We start from the raw sequence: 19,417 nt of genomic DNA, 5'->3' as shown, positions 1-19,417 counted from the left end.
GTCCGGGCCGACACAGTCCGGGCCGACACAGTCCGGGCCGACACAGTCCGGGCCGACACAGTCCGGGCCGACACAGTCCGGGCCGACACAGTCCGCGCCGACACAGTCCGGGCCGACACAGTCCGGGCCGACACAGTCCGGGCCGACACAGTCCGGGCCGACACAGTCCGAATCAGCCCCCTTCGAACCCACCCCGTCCGCGCCGTCCCGGCCCGCACCACCGCGGTCGACGGAGACCGGATCGGAGCCGGGTGGGCAGGGGCGCGCGAACCCGGGTCCGAGCAGCTCCGGGGCGACTCGATCACTGCACCCGGCCGACCGCCGCACGAGGCCGCGACAGGGCGTGCACCTGCAGGTCGCGCTGTCCACCCTGCTGGGCCTCGACGACCGACCCGCGGAGCTGCCGGACCTCGGCCCCGTCCCGGCCTCGCGCGTCCGCGAGCTGGTCGCCGCCCAGCGCGGCGCACCGTGGCGCTTCGCGATCACCGGACCGGACGGGCGCGTGGTCCGCACCGGAGCCCTGCGCCGTCGCCCCGACCTGCAGGCGGTGCCGTGCACCGACCCCGCAGCACCGGGCCTGGTCGACATCCTGGTCGACGCCACCCTTCTCGCCGAGCTCATCGACGACCCACCCCGCACGCCGAGCCCTCCCGCCCACACATGGAGTGAGGTCCTCGCCGAGATCGACACACCCCGCGAACGCCCACTGGACGACGCGCCACGGGCGCGGTTCCCGCACACGGGCCTGCGCCGCCACATCGAGTTGCGGGACCGCTACTGCACCTTCCCCGGCTGCCTCGCCCCCGCGCACACCGCCGACCTCGACCACACGGTGGACCACGCCCGCGGCGGCACCACCACCGCGGGCGGACTCGGGCCGGCCTGCCGCCACGACCACGGCCTCAAGCAACGGGGCTGGCACCTCGACCAGCCCGAACCGGGACGGTTCCAATGGCACAGCCCCCTGGGCCGCAGCTATCGCACCCGCTCCGAACCCCTGCTCCCCCCACTACCCACGCCGGTCCGACACGGCCCCGACCCGGAACTGGACGGGGAGCCGCGGTCGTCGGAGGCGCCCCTGCTCGTCTGGCGCCCCGACCCGCCTCCCCCGGTCCCCTGCCCACCGACCCCGGTGGAGCTCGACGAACCCCCGCCGTTCTGACCGGCGGGCCGCCATACTCGGCCCGTGGACGCAAGCCTCGACCTGGTCGTGCTCTACACCGAGCAGGTCGAGGCCTGCCGGGAGTTCTACGCGCACCTGGGTCTCCCCCTCGTCGCGGAGAAACACGGCGACGGGCCGCTCCACCACGCCGCCGTGCTCGCGAACGGCACGGTCGTCGAGATCTACCCCGGCACGGCGGGTAGGACCACGGACCGGCTCCGCCTCGCCTTCACCGTCGCGGCCGCCGCAGATCTCCCCGCGGGTACGCACCGGCTCGAGGACCCGGACGGCCGCGTCGTGATCGTCACCGCTCGCTGAGGGGCTACTCGGCCTACGGCGTGGCGACGGGTGTGCCCATTCCTTCAAGCGCCGCTCCACCAGGAGGAATACCGTCGAGGGATGAGCGCAGCACCAGTCGAACGGGCCCCGGTCCTCCTCGCACCGGGCGCCGGACGTCGATACGCGATGGGCAGGCTGGACGCGGTGTTCAAGGCGGACGGGGCGGAGACGGCCGACCGGTACTCCATCTCCGAGTGGTGGATGGACCCGCACACCGCGGGGCCGGGCCCGCACCACCACCCGGAGGACGACGTGTTCTACGTCCTGGAGGGCGTGCTCACGTTCTTCGTCGACGATCACTGGACCGAGGCCCCGAAGGGCTCGTTCGTGCTGGTCCCCGGCGGCGCCACCCACGATTTCGAGAACCGCGGCGATGTCCGGGCCGGCGCCCTGAACATCTCCGTCCCCGGCGCGTTCGAGGAGGCCATGCCCGGCATCGCCGACTGGTTCCGCGCGAATCCGCGCGAGGCGTGAGCGGCATGCTCACAGGCTGAGCTTCATACCCTCGTGCGACGCGACGAACCCGAGTCGCTCGTAGAAGCGGTGCGCGTCGACCCGGCGCTTGTCCGTCGTGAGCTGCACCAACGCGCACCCGCGCCTCCGCGCCTCGTCGACGGCCCACCCCACCATCCACGCGCCGACACCCGATCCGCGGAGCCCGGCCGCGACGCGCACCGCCTCGATCTGCGCCCGGAGCGCGCCCCGCCGGGCCAGGCCGGGGAGGAACGAGAGCTGGAGCGTGCCGACCGCGCGGCCCCCGTCGTCGGCGACCAGCAGGAGGTGGGCCGGGTCCCGGTCGATCGCCTCGAACGCGCGTCGGTAGGGCGCCGGGTCCTCGGCGCTCTCCCGGGTCGCGCCGAGCTGGTCCGCGGCCAGGAGCCGGACCAGCTCGGGCACGTCGTCGGCGACGGCGAGCCGCAGCAGGACCGGACGACCGTCGACGGCGAACTCGGCGAAGGACACCACGCCACGACTGTGCCCCACGGCGTGACCGCGGAAGACCCCGGGGCCGAGGACGGGTGCTTCGGTCTCGACGACGCCCAGCCGCGAGCGCGGCATAGTGGTGCCGATGCACTGGGACGTTCTCCGCGAGGGCAGTGTGCCCATCGGCCTGCACGAGGAGCTGGCGGCGCTGCTGCGCGCGGCCTACCCCCACTTCCCCGAGTTCTTCCAGGGCCGCCGAAGCTGGTCGTACGTGCGCCCTGAGCTGCGGGTCATCGGCTGGGACGACGGCCGTCCGGTCGCAACGGCGGGCGTCCTGCGACGTTTCATCGACGTCGAGGGGACGGACCAACTGGCCGGGGTGGTCGGTCTCGTCTCCGTCCATCCCTCGTGTCGACGGTCGGGCGTCGGCCTCGCCCTGATGCGGGAGGTCCGCGCGGCTTTGCTCGGCCTCGACGTCCCCTTCGGCCTCCTGATGTGCGCGCCCCGGCACGTGGCCTTCTACGAGCGCGCCGGATGGTCGCTGCTCTCGTCCCGTCGCGTCCGCTACTCGCCGGACGACACGACCGAGCCCGAGCAGTTCGTGGACGAGATCGCGACGACGACCATGGTCGTGCGGGCCGCGGCGACCGACGACGCCGAGTGGCCGGAGGGCGCAATGGACTGGAACGGCGCGTCGGTCTGAGGCCGGCCGGGAGCGTGGGAGCCGCGCTCAGCCTCGCGCTGCGGTACTCGATCCGCAGGTCAGAGCTCTGATCGAGCCGATGATCGCCGGTGCCCCCGGTGGGATTCGAACCCACACTGTGACCCTTTTAAGGGGCCTGCCTCTGCCGGTTGGGCTACGGGGGCGATGTCGGAACACTAGCGATGTCGAGATCGTGCTCGCGGCTCCGACCCGGATGCGAGAGGGTCGCACCAGCGGCCCGCCGAGGACGAGGAGCCTCCCGTGAAGTACCTGCTGATGATCTACGACAACCCCGAGACGCGCGCGGTGTTCTTCGGCGAGGAGGGCGCCCCGCTCATGGCGGAGATGGACGCGATCATGGCCGAGCTCAAGGAGTCCGGCGAGCTGGTGGACACCGCGGCGCTGGCGGACCCGGCGAGCACGAAGGTCGTCCGGAGTGGCGGCGTGGTCACCGACGGGCCGCTCGCGGAGGCGAAGGAGCACTTCGGCGGCTACCTGATCGTGGACGTCGAGTCCGAGGAGCGGGCGCTCGAGATCGCCGCCCGCTGGCCCAAGGTGCACACCCCGATGGAGGTCCGCCCCCTCCTCGGGGAGGGCGGGGAGATGTGACCGGGCGCGTCGAGGACCTGCTGCGGGAATGCGCGCCGCAGGTCCTCGGCGCGCTCGTACGCCGGCACCGGCAGTTCGACCTCTGCGAGGACGCCGTGCAAGAGGCCCTGCTGGCGGCGGCGCAGCAGTGGCCGGGCGAGGGGGTGCCGCAGAACCCGCACGGGTGGCTCGTCGCCGTCGGGCACCGGCGGGTGATCGACGCCGTGCGGAGCGAGCGCGCGAGCCGGGCCCGCGAGGAGCGGCTGGCCCTGCTGGAACCGCCGCCCGCGCAGGCGCCCGACACCGACGACACCCTCACCCTGCTCGGGCTGTGCTGCCACCCCGCCCTGTCCCCGCCGAGCCGGATCGCGTTGACCCTGCGGGCGGTCGGCGGGCTCACCACCGCCGAGATCGCCGGGGCGTTCCTGGTCCCCGAGGCGACGATGGCGCAGCGGATCAGCCGGGCGAGGAAGACGCTGCGCGGCCGGGAGTTCGACACCCCCGGAGACGTCAGCCACGTGCTGTACCTGATGTTCAACGAGGGGTACACGGCGTCCGGCGGCGACGAGCTCGCCCGGGTGGATCTGAGCACCGAGGCGATCCGGCTCACCCGGATGCTGCCGCCCACCCCGGAGACCACCGGCCTGCTCGCGCTCATGCTCCTGACCGACGCCCGCAGGCCCGCCCGCACCGACGCGGCGGGCGATCTCGTGCCCCTCGCCGAGCAGGACCGCGCGCTGTGGGACGCCGCGAAGATCGCCGAGGGCACCGCGCTCGTCGAGCGGGCGATCGCGTCGGGCCCGCTCGGGCCCTACCAGCTGCAGGCCGCCATCGCGGCCCTGCACGCCGAGCCGGGCGAGACCGACTGGCGCCAGATCGTGGGGCTCTACGAGCTGCTGGACCGGATCGCACCGAGCCCGGTCGTCACGCTGAACCGGGCCGTGGCGCTCGCCGAGCTGCGCGGTCCCGACGCGGGCCTGGACCTGCTGCGCGATCTCGACCTGCCCGGTCACCGGCTCCCGGCGGTGCGCGCCCACCTGCACGAACGGGCGGGGCGGCGCGAGCAGGCCGAGGCGGACTACCGCCTGGCCGCGAGCCTCACCCGCAGCCTCCCCGAGCGCCGCTACCTGGAGCGCAGGGCCAAACACACCCGTGAGTGGCGATAGTCGCTTTAGCGACTATCGCCACTCACGGGTCACTCACGGGGTCAGGAGGCGGTCTTCTGGGGCAGCGGGGTCACCGTGCCCCCGGAGATGCGGGCGAACTCGGCCTTGGGCTCGTGGATCTCGCCCAGGGCCACGACCTCGCGGCCCATCAGGAACGCGGTCGTCCAGTCCATCAGGATCCGGACGCGGCGGTTCCAGGTGGGCATCCGCGAGACGTGGTACGTGCGGTGCATGAACCACGCCGGGAAGCCCTTGAGCTTGATCCCGTAGACCTGCGCGACGCCCTTGTACAGCCCCAGCGAGGCCACCGACCCGGCGTAGCTGTGCTTGTACTGCTTGAACGCGGTGCCGTTCAGGTGCGCGATCACGTTGTCCGCCAGCACCTTCGCCTGCCGCACGGCGTGCTGCGCCGACGGGCTGGTGCGGGCGTTCGCGTCCTCCTTGGACAGGTCGGGGATGGAGGCGCAGTCACCGGCGGCGAAAACCCCGGTGAGGCCCTCGACGGCGAGCGTGGCCTCGCACTCGACGTGCCCGCGCGGGCCGAGCGGCAGGTCCGTGGCGTTCAGCATGGGGTTCGGCTTGACCCCCGCGGTCCAGACGATCGTGTCGGCGTCGAACTCCTGCCCGTCCGACAGCACGACGTGGCCGCCGACCATCGACTCGACGCGGGTCTCGAGGAGGACCTCGATGCCGGCGTCGAGCAGGCGACCGACGGTGTAGACGCCCATCTTGGGGCCGACCTCGGGCATGATCCGGTCCATCGCCTCGACCAGCACCCAGCGGAGGTCCTCGGCCTCGATCCGCTGGTGGTACCGGGTGGCGTACCGGGCCATGTCGGCCAGCTCGGCGAGCGCCTCGACGCCCGCGTAGCCGCCGCCGACCACGACGAAGGTGAGCAGCCTGCGGCGCTCGTCCTCGTCGGTCGTGGTGGAGGCGGCGTCCAGCCGGGAGAGCACGTGGTTGCGCAGGTAGATGGCCTCGCCGACGGTCTTGAACGCGATGCCCTGCTCGGGCAGGCCGGGGACGGGGAGGGTCCGGGCGACCGAGCCGGGCGAGACGACGAGGACGTCGTAGGGCACGGAGACGGACTCGCCCGCGGCCGTCTCGACCGAGACGACCTTCTGCGCGTCCGAGATCGAGGTGACCCGGCCGGTGAGCACGGTGCAGCCGCGCAGGACCTTGTGCAGCGGGACCACCACGTGCCGCGGCTCGATGGAACCGGCGGAGGCCTCGGGGAGGAACGGCTGGTAGGTCATGTGGGACTGGGGGTCGATGACCGTGATGTCGGCCCGCCCGCGCCGCAGCTTCTTCTGCAGCCGCAGAGCGGTGTTCATGCCGACCGTGCCGCCGCCGACGATCACGATCCGTTGTGCCTGCGCCATGCTTTCATTGGTACTCCGAAGACGAAAGCAACACGCCCGGGATCGGCGCCGGCCGCAACGGATCACATGAGACCTGCGGCACGCCCCGCCTCGGCAAGGACCTCCTCCAGCATCGCGGGGGTCAGCCTGCCGGCGAACGTGTTCTGCTGCGAGACGTGGTAGCTGCCGAAGACGTGCAGGTCAGCGGTCTGGAAGTGGGCGCCGTGCCCGAACTTCGGCCGCGGCCCCGGCACCGGCCACCCGTTCTCCTCCAGCACCGGCAGGAGCGCCTGCCAGCCGAACCCACCCAGTACGACGACGGCGCGCAGCGTCGGGCGGAGCAGCGCGAGCTCGGCATCGAGCCAGTGGCGGCAGGCGTTGCGCTCCTGCGGGGTGGGCTTGTTGGCGGGCGGGGCGCAGTGGACCGGGGCGGTGATCCGGGTCCCCCGCAGGGCGAGTCCGTCGTCCTTGTGGACGGCGGTGGCCTGGTTCGCGAGCCCGACGGCGTGCAGGGCGGCGTAGAGGACGTCTCCGGAGCGGTCGCCGGTGAACATCCGGCCGGTCCGGTTCGCGCCGTGCGCGGCCGGGGCGAGCCCCACGATCAGCAGCCGCGCGTCCGGCGGGCCGAACCCGGGAACCGGTCGGCCCCAGTACGTCCAGTCCCGGAAGGCCGCCCGCTTCTCGCGGGCGACCTGCTCGCGCCACTCGACGAGCCGCGGGCAGGCCCGGCACTCGGAGACCTGCGCGTCGAGCACGGCGAGGCTGCGCAGGCTGCTCACGCGATGGATCGCGCGATCCCGTCGAGGATGTCGTGCTCGCTGACGATCATGCTGTCGATCCCGGCCTTGGCGTGGAACTCGTCCGCCAGGGCCTCGACGACGAGCGCGCCCGCGCCGATCACGTCGACCCGGCCGGGGTGCAGCGCCCCCAGCTTCTCGCGTTCCGCCCGCGGCGAGGTGATCAACAGCTCGGCGACCCGGTGCACGTCCGCCCTGGTCAGGGTCGACAGGTGCACCCGCTCGGGGTCGTACTCCGGCAGGTCCTGCGCGATCCCGGACAGCGTGGTGATCGTCCCGGCCACGCCGACCCACGTGCGGACACCCTCGACCGGGACCGACGCGAAGGCCTCCGCCAGGATGCCGTGCGCGACCTCCCGCGCCCGCTCGACGTCCTCCTTCGACGGCGGGTCCCCCGGCAGGCAGCGCTCGGTCAGCCGCACCGACCCGACGTCCACGGAGCGCGCCGCCGTGACCCCGTCCGCGACCGTGCCGACGACGACCTCGGTGGAGCCGCCGCCGATGTCGGTGACGACGAACGGGCCGTCGTCCGGGTCCAGGTCGCCCACCGCGCCCTGGAAGGACAGCCGCGCCTCCTCGTCCCCGCTGATCACCTCGGCGTCGATCCCGAGGGTCTCGCGGACCATGCCGAAGAAGTCCTCGCGGTTCTCCGCGTCCCGGGTCGCGGAGGTGGCGACCATCCGGACGCGCTCGACGCCCTTGCGTCGGATCGCCGCGGCGTAGTCGACGAGCGCGACCCGGGTGCGTTCGAGTGCCTCGGGGTCGAGGCGCCGCGTGGCGTCGACCCCCTTGCCCAGCCGCACGATCCGCATCTCCCGGTGCAGGTCCCGCAGGTCCTTGGTGCCGTCGAAGCTCTCGGTGACGTCCGCGACGAGCAGACGGACCGAGTTGGTCCCGCAGTCGATGGCGGCCACCCGAGACATACGTGCTCCTTGCATTGGGATCCGGCCCCGCCACAGTACCGTCGGGTAGGTGACCGTTCCTCCCGCCGCCGTGAGCACCCACGACGTCACCAACCAGGTCCCGCCGCTGGCCGGGTTCGACCCCCTGGCCTGCGATCCCGCGCTGTCCGACGCCCTGCTTCGGGAGGGCGGGACGGTCGAGCTCGGGGGCCTGGCCGCCGCCGTCGGGTCCGGTGAGTACCGGGAGCACGCGCGCCTGGCCAACGTCCACGAGCCCGTGCTGCACACCCACGACCGCTACGGGCACCGGATCGACGAGGTGGAGTTCCACCCGTCCTGGCACGCCCTCATGCGGCTGTCGGTGGAGCACGGGCTGCACGGCGCACCCTGGGCCGACGGGTCCCACGTCGCCCGCGCGGCCGGGTTCTACCTGGTCAGCACCCTGGAGCAGGGCCACTGCTGCCCGATCTCGATGACGTACGCCGCGGTGCCACCGCTGCGCGGGACGGGGTTCGAGACCGCGTTGCAGACCCGCGTCTACGAGCCGGGGCTCGGGCGCGGCAAGGCGCACCAGCTCGCCGGCATGTCGATGACCGAGAAGCAGGGCGGCTCGGACGTCCGCACCGGCACCACCCGCGCCACCCCGCAGCCCGACGGCACGTACACCCTCGTCGGGCACAAGTGGTTCACCTCGGCGCCGATGAACGACCTGTTCCTCACCCTCGCCCAGGCGCCGGGCGGGCTGACCTGCTTCGTCCTGCCCCGGGTGCTGCCCGACGGCACCCGCAACGGCCTGCGTATCCAGCGGCTCAAGGACAAGCTCGGCAACCGGTCCAACGCCTCGGCCGAGCTCGAGTACGCGGACGCCGTCGGGTGGCGGGTCGGGGCGGAGGGCCGCGGCGTCGCGACGATCATCGAGATGGTCTCGATGACCCGCCTCGACTGCGTGCTCGGTGCGGCGGGCACCGCCCGGGCCGCCCTGTCGGAGGCCGCCCACCACGTGGCGCACCGGTCCGCGTTCGGGGCCCGGCTGGCGGACCAGCCGCTCATGCAGGCCGTGGTCGGGGAGCTGGCGGTGGAGTCCGAGGCCGCGACGACCCTGGCGATCCGGTTGGCGGGCGCGGTCGAGCGCGGCGAGACGGCGTTCCTGCGGCTCGCGCTGCCCGCGGCGAAGTACCTCGTCTGCAAGCGGACGTCCGCCGTGGTCGGAGAGGCCCTGGAGTGCCTGGGCGGCAACGGCTACGTCGAGGAGTCCCCGCTGCCGCGCCTGTTCCGGGAGAGCCCGCTGAACTCGATCTGGGAGGGCTCGGGGAACGTCACGGCGCTCGACCTGCTGCGCGCCCTGTCCCGGTCACCGGAGTCCGTGGACGCGGTGCTCGACGAGCTGGCCCTCGCCCAGGGCGCCGACGCCCGCTTCGACCGCGCCCTCACTGTCCTGCGCACCGAGCTCCAGCACGCCGAGCCCCGCCGCGCCCGCAGGCTGGCCGAGCTCCTGGCCCTCTGCCTGCAGGGCTCGCTGCTGCTGCGCACGGCACCGGTCGAGGTCTCCGACGCCTTCCTCGCGGGCCGCCTGCAACCCGACGGCCCCTGGCGCACCGCGGGCACCCTCCCGGACGGAATCCCCGCGAAACCCCTCCTCGAACGCGTCACCCCCACCCTGTGAGCGGCGATGGTCGCTCTGGCGACCATCGCCGCTCACGAGGTCGGGCGCGGGGCTGACCGAGACGGTGCGGGGAGAGCACTGGTCGTCCGAGCTCAGGCGCAGTCGCTGCCGGTCCACCAGTCGCCGAGCAGCTCCAGTGCCTCGTCGCCGAACGGGTTGACCCCGGGCCCCTTCGCCAGCGCGTGCCCGACGTGGACGTGCAGGCACTTCACCCGGTCCGGCATGCCGCCCGCGGTGACCTGCGTACCGAGCGGCTCGATCGCGTCCCGGTCGGCGAGGTAGGACTCGTGCGCCCGCCGGTACCGCGCCGCCAGCTCGGCATCCTCCGCCAGCCGGTCGGTCATCTCCTTCATCAGCCCGGAGGCCTCGAGCGTGCCGATCCTCGACGCCAGCCGGGGGCAGGTCAGGTAGTACAGGGTCGGGAAGGGCGTGCCGTCGGGCAGCCGGGGCGCGGTCTGCACGACGTTCGGGTGCCCCGACGGGCACCGGGCCGCCACCGCCAGCATCCCGCGGGGTTCGCGGCCGAGCTGCCGGGCGACCGCCTCACGATCGGACACGGTGACACTCACGGACACCAGTGTCTCAGCGGGGCGCGCCCGCCGTGACGTCGGTCCAGAGGGTCCGGTACCAGGGGGTGGCGCGGCGCGCCGCCTCGACCTCCTCGGCCGACGGCGTGTTCGGCAGCTCCACCACGTACGGCACCTCGCCGGGGCGGACGTAGCCGAGCCGGGAGCGGGCCTCGGCCGCCACCTCGTCCGGGTTGGAGAGCCGGGCCTTCTGCGCGTTCAGCTCCTCCACCTCGGCCCGCAGCGCCTGCTGCTGGGCGGTGACGGCGGCCAGGTCCTGGCGCTGCGACACGTAGTTGCGCAGCGGGACCGCGACGGTCAGGGCGAGGGCACAGACCACGATCGCCAGGATCGCGGCCCGGCGGGTCGACGACAGGCCCAACAGCCCGGTCGTCGCCGCGACCACGCCGGTGGCGCGGGCGCGGCTGCGGGTGAGCTGCGGCTCCCGGGCACGCCGCGCCGAGGACGCGGGGCGCGAGCGCCCCGTCCCCCGCGGCGTGCGTTCCCGGGAGCCCGCCACGCTCAGGCCCCGGGGGTGTACCGCGGGAAGGCCAGCTCGCCTGCGTAGCGCGCGGCGTCCCCCAGGCCCTCCTCGATGCGCAGCAGCTGGTTGTACTTGGCGACCCGCTCGGACCGGGCCGGGGCGCCGGTCTTGATCTGGCCACAGCCGGTGGCGACGGCGAGGTCCGCGATGGTCACGTCCTCCGTCTCACCGGAGCGGTGGCTCATCATGCAGCGGTAGCCGTTGTTGTGGGCCAGCGTGACCGCGTCGAGCGTCTCGGACAGGGTGCCGATCTGGTTGACCTTGACCAGCAGTGCGTTGGCGGCGCCGCGGTCGATGCCGTCCTCGAGCCGCTCGGGGTTGGTGACGAACAGGTCGTCCCCCACGAGCTGGACCTTGTCGCCGAGCTGCTCGGTCAGCGCGACCCAGCCGTCCCAGTCGTCCTCCGCCAGCGGGTCCTCGATGGACACCAGCGGGAACGCGTCCACCAGCTCCGCGTAGACCTTCGCGAGGTCCGCGGAGGAGAGCTCCTTGCCCTCGTACCGGTAGACGCCCTTCGAGAAGAACTCGGTCGAGGCCACGTCGAGCGCCAGCACGACGTCCCTGCCGAGCGTGAAGCCCGCCTTGTCGACGGCGCCCGCGATCAGCTCGAGGGCCCCGCGGGTGCCGCCCTTGACGTCCGGGGCGAAGCCGCCCTCGTCGCCGAGGCCGGTGGACAGACCCTGGGCCTTGAGCACGGACTTGAGCGAGTGGTAGATCTCCGCGCCCCAGCGCAGCGACTCGCGGAAGGTGTCCGCGCCGATCGGGGCGACCATGAACTCCTGCACGTCGACCGAGGTGTCCGCGTGGGCCCCGCCGTTGAGGATGTTCATCATCGGCACCGGCAGGACGTGCGCGTTCGGCCCGCCGATGTAGCGGTAGAGGTCCAGGCCCGAGGACTCGGCGGCCGCCTTCGCCACCGCCAGGGACACGCCCAGCAGCGCGTTCGCGCCCAGCCGGGACTTGTCCGGGGTGCCGTCGAGGTCCACCAGGCGCTGGTCCACCAGACGCTGGTCCACCGCGTCCATCCCGATCAGCTCGGGGCCGATCTCGTCCAGCACGGCGGTGACGGCCTTCTCGACGCCCTTGCCCAGGTACCGCTTGGGATCGCCGTCCCGCAGCTCGACGGCCTCGTGCTCGCCCGTCGACGCGCCGGAGGGCACCGCCGCGCGCTCCAGCGTCCCGTCGTCCAGCGCGACCTCGACCTCGACCGTGGGGTTGCCCCGCGAGTCGAGGATCTCGCGCGCGCCGACCTGCTCGATGACCGCCACCGATACAACTCCTGTTTCTCGGGTTCCGCTGGACTCGCGGGGGCCAGGGTAACCACCCGACGGGGCGATCCGGCTCGGGAACCGCCGAAGTCACGCCAAGACGGAGCCCGCGAGTCCGCCCTCGAAACGGTTGTCGACGGGTTCGGGCCGCCCTACCGTGAGAGCGACCATGACCAGTGAGCCCGTAGGACCCAGCCCCTCGGAGAAGGTCGTCGGTTTCCGTCGCGCGGAGCGGCTGCTGGCCGACCACCGCCCGCTCGACGCGCTGCAGGCCCTGGCCCCCGTCCTGGAGAGCCAACCGAACGACGCCTCGGTCCAGCTCCTCGCCGGGCGCGCCTACCTCGACTCGGCCCAGCTCACGAAGGCCGAGGCGGCGTTCTGCCGGGTGCTGGAGCTCGACCCGGCGGACCACTACGCCCGGTTCGCCCTCGGCAAGGCGCTGCACCGGCAGGGTCGCCTCGGCGAGGCGAAGGGCCAGCTCCAGCTCGCCACGGTGATGGACCCGCGCCCGGAGTACCAGGAGGCGCTGGGCGAGGTGCGCGCCCGGATCGCGTCGATCACCGACTGATCACAGTTGCGGGAGTTTCTTCCCAAACCGGACGAAACGCCGTCTGACCTGCGGGGATGCCTCTACCCGTCACCCGTTGGAGAAGCTAGCCTCACCTCGGTCCGCTGAGGCTCACCTCAGCGATTCGGGTCGACGGCAGGGGTGCGAGCGGTGCTGGGCAATGCGCTGATCGGGTTGCGCGAGGGTCTCGAAGCCTCACTCGTGGTCAGCATCCTGGTCGCCTTCCTCGTCCGCACCGACCGCCGCCGCGAGCTGCCGAAGGTCTGGGCCGGGGTGGCGTTCGCGATCCTGGTCAGCGTCGGCGTCACGCTCGGGCTGACCCTCGCGGAGCAGGCCCTGACCTTCGAGGCGTCCGAGGCGCTCGGCGGGTCGCTGTCGATCGTGGCGGTCGCGTTCGTGACCTGGATGATCTTCTGGATGCGCTCCAACGCACGCGCCATGAAGGCCGAGCTGGAGGGCAGGCTCGAGCACGCCATCTCGATGGGGCCGCTCGCCGTCGTGGTGATGGCCACGCTCGCCGTCGGGCGCGAGGGGCTCGAGACGGCCGTCTTCTTCTTCGCCGCCGCCCAGGCCGCGGGCGAGACCGTGCAGCCGCTGATCGGCTTCCTGGTCGGCATCGCGCTGGCCGTCGTGATCGCCTTCGCGATCTACAAGGGCGCCATGCGGATCAACCTGGCGACCTTCTTCACCGTGACCGGTTTCTTCCTGGTCTTCGTCGCGGCCGGGATCCTGGCCTACGGCGTGCACGACCTGCAGGAGGCCGGGATCCTGCCCGGCCTGAACACCCTCGCCTTCGACGTGAGTGCCGCCGTCCCGCCGGACTCCTGGTACGGGACCCTGCTGAAGGGGATCTTCAACTTCTCGCCGCAGACCACGGTCCTGGAGGCCGTCGTGTGGTGCGCGTACGTCGCCGTCGTCCTGACGCTGTTCCTGTTGCCCCAGCGCACGCGGTCCACCACCCCCGCCGCGTGACCTGATCGAGGAGAGAAACCATGTCCCGCAAGGCTTCCGCCGCCGTGCTCGCGGCGGGCACCGCCCTGCTGCTGGCGGGCTGTACGAGCACCGCGCAGCCCCCCGCGGCCGAGAGCGGCGGCGGCCCCATCACGGTGGCCGCGGGCGACACGAGCTGCGAGGTCTCGGCCGTCGAGGCGCCCGCGGGCAACATCTCGTTCTCGGTGAAGAACACCGGCACCAAGGTGACCGAGTTCTACCTGTACGGCACCGGCGACCGCATCATGGGCGAGGTCGAGAACATCGGTCCGGGCCTGTCCCGCGACCTCATCGTCGAGGTGCCCGACGGCGGCTCCTACACCACCGCCTGCAAGCCCGGCATGGTCGGCGAGGGCATCCGCGCCCCGTTCACCGTCACCGGCAGCGCCCAGCGCTCCACCGACGACAACGCCAAGCTCGCCGAGGCCGTGAGCGGCTACACCCGCTACATCAGCTCCCAGACCGACGCACTGGTGCAGACCTCCCAGGGCTTCGTCGACGCGGTGAAGAGCGGGAACGTCGACGCCGCGAAGGCGCAGTTCCCGCTCGCCCGCACCTACTACGAGCGGATCGAGCCGGTCGCGGAGTCCTTCGGGGACATCGACCCGAAGGTCGACGGCCGCGAGGACGACGAGCGGGACCCCGGCGTGAGCTGGACCGGCTTCCACCGGCTCGAGAAGGACCTGTGGGTCTCCGGGCTGCAGCCCGACTCGGCGCAGGTCGCCGACCAGCTCATGACGGACCTCAAGGACCTGCAGAGCCGGATCCCGACCCTGGACCTCACCCCTCCGCAGCTGGCCAACGGCGCCAAGGAGCTGCTCGACGAGGTCGCCACCGGCAAGATCACCGGCGAGGAGGACCGCTACTCGCACACGGACCTCTGGGACTTCAAGGCGAACGTCGAGGGCAGCCAGGCCGCCGTCGCCGCGCTGCGCCCGGTGATCGACGAGAAGGACCCGAACCTGGGCCCGACGCTGGACCAGCGGTTCGCCGCCGTCGAGTCGCTGCTGGAGGGCTACCGCACGCCGGACGGCGGGTTCGTCCTCTACACCCAGCTCACCGAGGCCGACACGAAGAAGATGACCGACGCCGTGGACGCGCTCGCCGAGCCGATCTCGCAGGTCGCGGGGGTCGTCACGTCGTGAGCACGACCCGGCCCTCGTCGATCGACAGCCCGCCCGTCGACCCGCCCGCCGACGTCTCCCCGGGCGGGGGGATGTCGCGGCGGCGGATGCTCGGCTACGCGGGGGCCGGGGTGGCGCTCGCCGGCGCGGGGGCGGCGATCGGGTACGGCGTGGGCTCCTCGGGGCCCGCGCCGACGCCCGGCGTCGTCCCGTTCCGGGACGTGCACCAGGCCGGGATCATCACCCCGGCCCAGGACCGGCTGCACTTCGTCGCCCTGGACCTGACCACCACCGACCGGGCCGAGGTGCAGCGGATGCTGCAGAAGTGGACCGCCGCGGCCGAGCGCATGACCCAGGGCGAGGAGACCACGGAGAACGGCGCGGTGGGGCTCAACAAGTACGCGCCTCCCGCGGACACCGGGGAGGCGCTCGGCCTGCCCGCCGCCTCGCTGACGCTGACGGTGGGCTTCGGCGCCTCGTTCTTCGAGAAGCTCGGGCTCCCCGCGCCCGCCGGACTCGCGCCGCTGCCCGCCTTCACCGGCGACCGCCTCGACCCCGCCCGCTCCGGCGGCGACATCTGCCTGCAGGCCTGCGCCGACGATCCGCAGGTCGCCGTGCACGCCATCCGCAACCTGGTGCGCACCGGCTTCGGGGCGGCCGCGGTCCGGTGGTCCCAGCTCGGCTTCGGCCGGACGTCCTCGACCTCCACCACGCAGCAGACGCCGCGGAACCTGTTCGGCTTCAAGGACGGGACCAACAACCTCAAGGCCGAGGAGCCCGCGCTGCTGGACCAGCACGTGTGGGTGTCCGACGGGCCGGACTGGCTCCACGGCGGCACCTACCTGGTCGCGCGGCGGATCCGGATGCACATCGAGATCTGGGACCGCACGTCCCTCGACGAGCAGCAGAACATCGTCGGGCGGACCAAGGGCGTGGGGAACGCCTTCGGGCAGCAGGGCGAGTTCGACCAGGCGGACCTCTCCGGAGACACCATCCCGGTGGACGCGCACATCCGGCTGGCCTCGGCCGACTCCCTGGGCGGGATCAGGATCCTGCGGCGCGGCTACAACTTCGTCGACGGCTCCGACGGCGCCGGGCACCTCGACGCGGGCCTGTTCTTCCTCGCGTTCATGAACAACCCGCAGACCCACTTCGTCCCGATGCAGAGCGCCCTGGCCCGCAACGACAAGATGATGGAGTACCTGGAGCACAACGGCTCCGCCGTCTTCGCGGTGCCCCCGGGCCTGGCGCCGGGCGAGTACTGGGGCCAGGGCCTGTTCACCTGACCGCGAGTCCCCCCACTGGAGCCACGCGAGTCGGACGGTGCAGGCCCCTCCGGGATCGGACGGCGGGCCCGGTCCTCAGGCCGCGGCGATCGCGTACCGGTCGGCCGCCGCCCAGACGTCCCGGGCGTAGGAGACGGAGCGGTTGTAGGCCAGCACCCCGTCCCACCAGCCCGCGCCGTCGGCGAGCTCGCGGTCCGCGGAGCAGAGGTACGCCGCGGCGGCCCGGGCGGCGGCGTCGATGTCCTGCGGGTCGCCCTGCCCGAACCGCGCCCAGGTCTGCGGGAGGAACTGCATCGGACCGACGGCCCGGTCGTAGGTGGCGTCGCCGTCGAGCGCGCCGCCGTCGGTGTCCGGGGTCTCCCGGGTGTTGTCGTCCCCGTCGAGCGCGATGCCGATGATCGGCGGCCGCGCCACGCCGTCCACCAGCGACGATCCGTTGATCCGGCCGTGGCGGGACTCGACCTGGCCGATGCCCGCGAGCGTGGCCCAGGAGAGGTTGCAGCCCGGGGTGGCGGCGCGCTGGCTCACCTCGGCGGCCGCGTAGGCCTGCAGCGCGCGGGCGGGGATGCCGACGGTCCGCGCCCGTTCGTCCGCCCAGCTCACGACGTCCGCGCCGTCCGGCACGACGGGTGCGGGCGTGGCCGGGGTGTCGCGGGCCACCGGCGCCGACAGCGTGCTCCGCTCGGGCCGCTCCAGCACCGCGACCCCGAGGACCAGGAGCCCGACCAGGGCCAGCAGGCCGAGGAGCACGGTGCGGGAGCGCATGCCCCCGACGCTACGGATGCGAGCTGAGAGCGGTCTGAGGCCGGGCGCTCGCCGGGCAGGTGGGGGGACTCGCGGTACGACGTGGCGACTCGCGGTCTGACGTGTCCGACTCGCGTGTCCGAGGTGAGGGACTCGCGGGGTCGGGGTCCGGTCAGGCGGGCCAGGTTCGGCGCCAGGTGTCCTCGTCGAGGGCGTGGGCGTCCTCGCCCTGCGCCACCGCGGTCTGCTCCGCGGCCCGCACCCGGTCGGCGAAGGCGCGGGCCGTGTCGCGCAGGGCGGACTCCGGGTCCTCCCCCGCGCGGACCGCGGCGGCGATGCGGCGGAACAGGTCCGGGCCGATGCCGTCTCCCTCGGGAAGCAGGTCGGCGGGCATGCCCGCGCGGCGGGTGCGGGAGACGAGCTTGGCGGCCAGCGCGACCGCGGGCTGGCCCAGCGGCACCCCGTCCACCGACGACGCCCGCTGCTTCTCCGCCCGCTTCAGCTCCTCCCAGCGGCCCTCCTGTGCCGTGGCCGTCGCGACCGTCTCCCCGCCGCCGAACACGTGCGGGTGGCGGCCCACCAGCTTGGTGACCAGCCCGGTCGCGACGTCGTCGATCGTGAACGGGGAGTCGGCCTCCTGCGCCACGCGGGCGTGGAACAGGACCTGCAGCAGCACGTCGCCGAGTTCCTCGCGCATGTCCGCCCGGTCGCCGTCCTCGATCGCCTGGTAGAGCTCGTAGCACTCCTCGACCAGGTACTTCAGCAGCGACTCGTGGGTCTGCTCGGCGTCCCACGGGCACCCGCCGGGCGAGCGGAGGCGGTCCATCACGGCCACCGCGTCGAGCAGGGCGGCGCCGGGGGGATCCGCGTCGTCGGAGCAGCTCAGGACCACGGCGCCCGGCACCGGGGCGGCGGGCACCGGTGTCGCGCCCGCCTGCGCCGCGAGCTCGGCCGGGACCGAGGCGTCCGCGTACACCGCCGAGGCGGCCCGCAGCGTGGGCAGCGCCGCGGCGGGCAGCGCGCCGCGCCTGCGGGACAAGGTGATCACCGTGGGGGCCACGGCGGCCAGTCTCCCAGTCAGGCGCCGGGGGCGAGCACGGAGCCCGCCTCGCGACCGGGCGGGACGACGGTCAGCCGGGTGGGGTCCCAGGCACCGAAGCGGGGGTTGAGCTGCACCGGCCCGCCGTCCGCCTGGGCGATCCGCTCCCCGATCGAGGCCAGCGTGCCGCGGTCGATCGTGCCCGCCGCGGGCGGAACCCCGGACGGGGCGTCGGTCTGCCGGTCGGTGACCTTCACGACCAGCCAGATCCCCTGGCCCGGCGACGGCTGGAAGCGCACGACGGTGCCCTCGGGCACGCCGAACACCACGGTCGTCGCGGTGTCCGGGTCGGCGGCCGCGCGGTAGACCTGGCCCTTCTGGGCGGTACGGGGATCCGCCAGCACCGCGTCCGCCGCGGGCCCGCCCTCGGCGAGGGCCCGCGCCTTGTCGGCCGCCTCGTCGGCGGTCGTCGCCGCGGCCACGTCGACGGTCACCGACAGCCCGTCGACGTACCGCTCGGCCAACGCGACGGCCGTGGCGTGGTCGGTGGCGCGGGACCGCAGCTCCTCGCCGTCGAACAGGGTGCGGTCGAGCAGCAGGCTCTGGTCATCGGTGTTCGCGAGGGTGGCGTCGATCGCGTCCGCCGAGGCTGTGACCCCGGTCCGCGCCGCGGCCTGCGCGAGCAGCGCGTGGGTCACCTCGCCGCCGACGACGTAGCGGGCGATGTCCGCGTCCGCGATCTGCTGCGAGGACTGGGCGGCCAGGTCCGCCTTGTGCGCCAGCGCGGAGTCGATCGTGCTCTGGACGGCGCCGACCTCCACCCGCTGGTCCCCGACGATCAGCGCCGAGCCCACCTGGCCCGGGCCGCCGCAGCCGGCGAGCACCAGCGCGACGACCGCCGTACCGAGACCCACCCTGGTCAGCTTTCCCACGACGACAGCCTCTCACGCGGCCGTGGGCCGGATCACTCGACCCGCACCACGAGCGTGTCGCACATCGAGTCCGCGAAGGTCTGGCGCCGCTCGTCCCACAGCGGGCGGAGGTAACCGATGCAGAGGATGCCGTCGAGCACGTGGGCGAACTGGCGGCCCAGCGCCGTGCCGAAGCCGACCGGCGCGCCGTCGCGCGCCCGGACGAGCCGGGTGCCCACGAGGCTCTTGCCCAGGCTCTGCCCGGTGCGGCCCTGCCTCCAGCACTGGTTCCACAGCGCGAACGCGAAGGCCGCGAGGTAGCAGACGAACGCGACGGTGAAGATCAGGCCGAGGTCGTCGAACAGGGCGAAGCCGAGCAGCCCGACACCCACGATCACGAGCGGGACCAGGCCGTCGACCAGCGCGGACCCCACCCGCGTCCCCCAGGCGGCGACGGGTGGCGGCGGAACCGGCGGCAGGTGGCCGTAGGGCCCGCCGTACGGGTGCAGCGGCGGCCCGCCCTGCGGGTAGGCCGGGAAGGGCTCCGGGTACGAGGGGTACAGGTAGGGCGGCGGGGTGGTCACGGCGGCCTCCAGGCGGTCCGGGTCGCCGGGGACGCCCGGCAGCGGTCGATCGGCACACGTGCCACGGGCCCGCCGCGTTAACCCGTGTCGGGCGATCGCCGGACCCCCGGTACGGCCGTCGCTGTCCTACCGTCGACGGTGCCCGGTGCCTGCGGACCACCGCCCCGCAGGTGCCGGGCCCTGGGGAG

22 protein-coding genes and 1 tRNA gene are annotated in these 19,417 nt (G+C 73.5%); 11 read left to right on the top strand and 12 right to left on the bottom strand.

All coding sequences use genetic code 11. The annotated features are described in order from the left end of the window. The first annotated feature begins 343 nt into the window (after positions 1-343). From BLS43_RS15940 to BLS43_RS15930, 3 genes are all read left to right on the top strand, one after another. On the top strand, positions 344-1,162 hold the full coding sequence (locus BLS43_RS15940) for an HNH endonuclease signature motif containing protein (RefSeq protein WP_093084994.1): 819 nt from the start codon (positions 344-346) through the stop codon (positions 1,160-1,162). A 24-nt stretch (positions 1,163-1,186) separates the two neighbouring features. Further along, positions 1,187-1,480, top strand: a complete 294-nt coding sequence (locus BLS43_RS15935; protein ID WP_093084991.1) for a VOC family protein — start codon at positions 1,187-1,189, stop codon at positions 1,478-1,480. 81 nt (positions 1,481-1,561) lie between these two features. Then, positions 1,562-1,975 (top strand): cupin domain-containing protein, encoded by a 414-nt coding sequence (locus BLS43_RS15930; RefSeq protein WP_218129842.1) that lies wholly within the window; start codon positions 1,562-1,564, stop codon positions 1,973-1,975. Between the two features lie 9 nt (positions 1,976-1,984). Here BLS43_RS15930 and BLS43_RS15925 read toward each other — a convergent pair whose 3' ends face one another. Beyond that, a complete protein-coding gene (locus tag BLS43_RS15925; RefSeq protein WP_245707525.1) occupies positions 1,985-2,425 on the bottom strand; it encodes a GNAT family N-acetyltransferase in 441 nt (146 codons plus the stop codon). 145 nt (positions 2,426-2,570) lie between these two features. Between BLS43_RS15925 and BLS43_RS15920 the strand changes: the two genes are divergently transcribed. Further along, positions 2,571-3,128, top strand: coding sequence for a GNAT family N-acetyltransferase (locus BLS43_RS15920; protein ID WP_143030067.1), 558 nt, complete (start codon positions 2,571-2,573; stop codon positions 3,126-3,128). A 90-nt stretch (positions 3,129-3,218) separates the two neighbouring features. On the opposite strand, the gene BLS43_RS15915 is transcribed toward BLS43_RS15920, so the two are convergent. Further along, positions 3,219-3,292, bottom strand: a tRNA-Leu gene (locus tag BLS43_RS15915). A 97-nt stretch (positions 3,293-3,389) separates the two neighbouring features. On the opposite strand from BLS43_RS15915, the gene BLS43_RS15910 reads away from it, so the two are divergent. Both BLS43_RS15910 and BLS43_RS15905 read left to right on the top strand, forming a co-directional pair. After that, positions 3,390-3,737: a YciI family protein gene (locus BLS43_RS15910; protein ID WP_093084980.1), complete on the top strand. Its 348-nt coding sequence runs from the start codon at positions 3,390-3,392 to the stop codon at positions 3,735-3,737. After that, the gene (locus tag BLS43_RS15905) at positions 3,734-4,882 is read left to right on the top strand and encodes an RNA polymerase sigma factor (RefSeq protein WP_093084977.1); all 1,149 of its coding nucleotides are present in this window, start codon (positions 3,734-3,736) and stop codon (positions 4,880-4,882) included. Before BLS43_RS15910 ends, BLS43_RS15905 begins: the two co-directional genes overlap by 4 nt. 41 nt (positions 4,883-4,923) lie before the next feature. On the opposite strand, the gene BLS43_RS15900 is transcribed toward BLS43_RS15905, so the two are convergent. From BLS43_RS15900 to BLS43_RS15890, 3 genes are all read right to left on the bottom strand, one after another. Then, entirely contained in the window at positions 4,924-6,264 is a 1,341-nt protein-coding gene (locus BLS43_RS15900; protein WP_093084974.1) for an NAD(P)/FAD-dependent oxidoreductase, read from the bottom strand. 62 nt (positions 6,265-6,326) lie between these two features. Then, positions 6,327-7,022, bottom strand: a complete 696-nt coding sequence (locus BLS43_RS15895; RefSeq protein WP_093084971.1) for a uracil-DNA glycosylase — start codon at positions 7,020-7,022, stop codon at positions 6,327-6,329. Continuing rightward, entirely contained in the window at positions 7,019-7,963 is a 945-nt protein-coding gene (locus tag BLS43_RS15890; RefSeq protein ID WP_093084968.1) for a Ppx/GppA phosphatase family protein, read from the bottom strand. Before BLS43_RS15890 ends, BLS43_RS15895 begins: the two co-directional genes overlap by 4 nt. A 49-nt stretch (positions 7,964-8,012) precedes the next feature. Between BLS43_RS15890 and BLS43_RS15885 the strand changes: the two genes are divergently transcribed. Continuing rightward, positions 8,013-9,605, top strand: coding sequence for an acyl-CoA dehydrogenase family protein (locus BLS43_RS15885; protein WP_245707517.1), 1,593 nt, complete (start codon positions 8,013-8,015; stop codon positions 9,603-9,605). 92 nt (positions 9,606-9,697) lie between these two features. On the opposite strand, the gene BLS43_RS15880 is transcribed toward BLS43_RS15885, so the two are convergent. The 3 genes from BLS43_RS15880 to eno form a co-directional block, all read right to left on the bottom strand. Further along, positions 9,698-10,111, bottom strand: coding sequence for a DUF501 domain-containing protein (locus tag BLS43_RS15880; RefSeq protein WP_093085075.1), 414 nt, complete (start codon positions 10,109-10,111; stop codon positions 9,698-9,700). 76 nt (positions 10,112-10,187) lie between these two features. Continuing rightward, positions 10,188-10,691, bottom strand: coding sequence for an FtsB family cell division protein (locus BLS43_RS15875; RefSeq protein ID WP_237193878.1), 504 nt, complete (start codon positions 10,689-10,691; stop codon positions 10,188-10,190). 2 nt (positions 10,692-10,693) lie between these two features. Further along, entirely contained in the window at positions 10,694-11,983 is a 1,290-nt protein-coding gene (eno, locus tag BLS43_RS15870; protein ID WP_093084960.1) for a phosphopyruvate hydratase, read from the bottom strand. A 169-nt stretch (positions 11,984-12,152) separates the two neighbouring features. Between eno and BLS43_RS15865 the strand changes: the two genes are divergently transcribed. From BLS43_RS15865 to efeB, 4 genes are all read left to right on the top strand, one after another. Then, a complete protein-coding gene (locus BLS43_RS15865; protein ID WP_093084958.1) occupies positions 12,153-12,551 on the top strand; it encodes a tetratricopeptide repeat protein in 399 nt (132 codons plus the stop codon). Between the two features lie 150 nt (positions 12,552-12,701). Then, positions 12,702-13,523, top strand: a complete 822-nt coding sequence (gene efeU, locus BLS43_RS15860) for an iron uptake transporter permease EfeU (RefSeq protein ID WP_093085072.1) — start codon at positions 12,702-12,704, stop codon at positions 13,521-13,523. 20 nt (positions 13,524-13,543) lie between these two features. Beyond that, positions 13,544-14,686, top strand: a complete 1,143-nt coding sequence (efeO, locus tag BLS43_RS15855; RefSeq protein WP_093084955.1) for an iron uptake system protein EfeO — start codon at positions 13,544-13,546, stop codon at positions 14,684-14,686. A gap of 71 nt (positions 14,687-14,757) precedes the next feature. After that, complete coding sequence (gene efeB / locus BLS43_RS15850; protein WP_093085069.1) at positions 14,758-15,951, top strand: iron uptake transporter deferrochelatase/peroxidase subunit; 1,194 nt, start codon at positions 14,758-14,760, stop codon at positions 15,949-15,951. A 75-nt stretch (positions 15,952-16,026) separates the two neighbouring features. Here the strand turns inward: efeB and BLS43_RS15845 are convergent, their stop codons facing one another. From BLS43_RS15845 to BLS43_RS15830, 4 genes are all read right to left on the bottom strand, one after another. Then, positions 16,027-16,716: a lysozyme family protein gene (locus BLS43_RS15845; protein WP_093084952.1), complete on the bottom strand. Its 690-nt coding sequence runs from the start codon at positions 16,714-16,716 to the stop codon at positions 16,027-16,029. A gap of 151 nt (positions 16,717-16,867) precedes the next feature. Continuing rightward, entirely contained in the window at positions 16,868-17,764 is an 897-nt protein-coding gene (locus tag BLS43_RS15840; RefSeq protein ID WP_218129852.1) for a nucleoside triphosphate pyrophosphohydrolase, read from the bottom strand. Between the two features lie 8 nt (positions 17,765-17,772). Next, the gene (locus tag BLS43_RS15835) at positions 17,773-18,648 is read right to left on the bottom strand and encodes a SurA N-terminal domain-containing protein (RefSeq protein ID WP_093084946.1); all 876 of its coding nucleotides are present in this window, start codon (positions 18,646-18,648) and stop codon (positions 17,773-17,775) included. Positions 18,649-18,698: 50 nt separating this feature from the next. Further along, positions 18,699-19,229 (bottom strand): RDD family protein, encoded by a 531-nt coding sequence (locus BLS43_RS15830; protein WP_176921343.1) that lies wholly within the window; start codon positions 19,227-19,229, stop codon positions 18,699-18,701. Positions 19,230-19,417: the final 188 nt, after the last annotated feature.

The organism is Pseudonocardia oroxyli (assembly GCF_900102195.1).
Classification (GTDB): domain Bacteria; phylum Actinomycetota; class Actinomycetes; order Mycobacteriales; family Pseudonocardiaceae; genus Pseudonocardia; species Pseudonocardia oroxyli.
This window is presented reverse-complemented; position numbering and strand designations above follow the sequence as displayed.

Bases quoted from the DNA above. Each gene is read 5' to 3' on its own strand.
- BLS43_RS15930 (WP_218129842.1), top strand. From the start codon at position 1,562: ATGAGCGCAGCACCAGTCGAACGGGCCCCGGTCCTCCTCGCACCGGGC.
- BLS43_RS15920 (WP_143030067.1), top strand. From the start codon at position 2,571: ATGCACTGGGACGTTCTCCGCGAGGGCAGTGTGCCCATCGGCCTGCAC.
- BLS43_RS15900 (WP_093084974.1), bottom strand. From the start codon at position 6,264: ATGGCGCAGGCACAACGGATCGTGATCGTCGGCGGCGGCACGGTCGGC.
- BLS43_RS15890 (WP_093084968.1), bottom strand. From the start codon at position 7,963: ATGTCTCGGGTGGCCGCCATCGACTGCGGGACCAACTCGGTCCGTCTG.
- BLS43_RS15880 (WP_093085075.1), bottom strand. From the start codon at position 10,111: ATGCTGGCGGTGGCGGCCCGGTGCCCGTCGGGGCACCCGAACGTCGTG.
- BLS43_RS15865 (WP_093084958.1), top strand. From the start codon at position 12,153: ATGACCAGTGAGCCCGTAGGACCCAGCCCCTCGGAGAAGGTCGTCGGT.
- efeO (WP_093084955.1), top strand. From the start codon at position 13,544: ATGTCCCGCAAGGCTTCCGCCGCCGTGCTCGCGGCGGGCACCGCCCTG.
- efeB (WP_093085069.1), top strand. From the start codon at position 14,758: ATGTCGCGGCGGCGGATGCTCGGCTACGCGGGGGCCGGGGTGGCGCTC.
- BLS43_RS15845 (WP_093084952.1), bottom strand. From the start codon at position 16,716: ATGCGCTCCCGCACCGTGCTCCTCGGCCTGCTGGCCCTGGTCGGGCTC.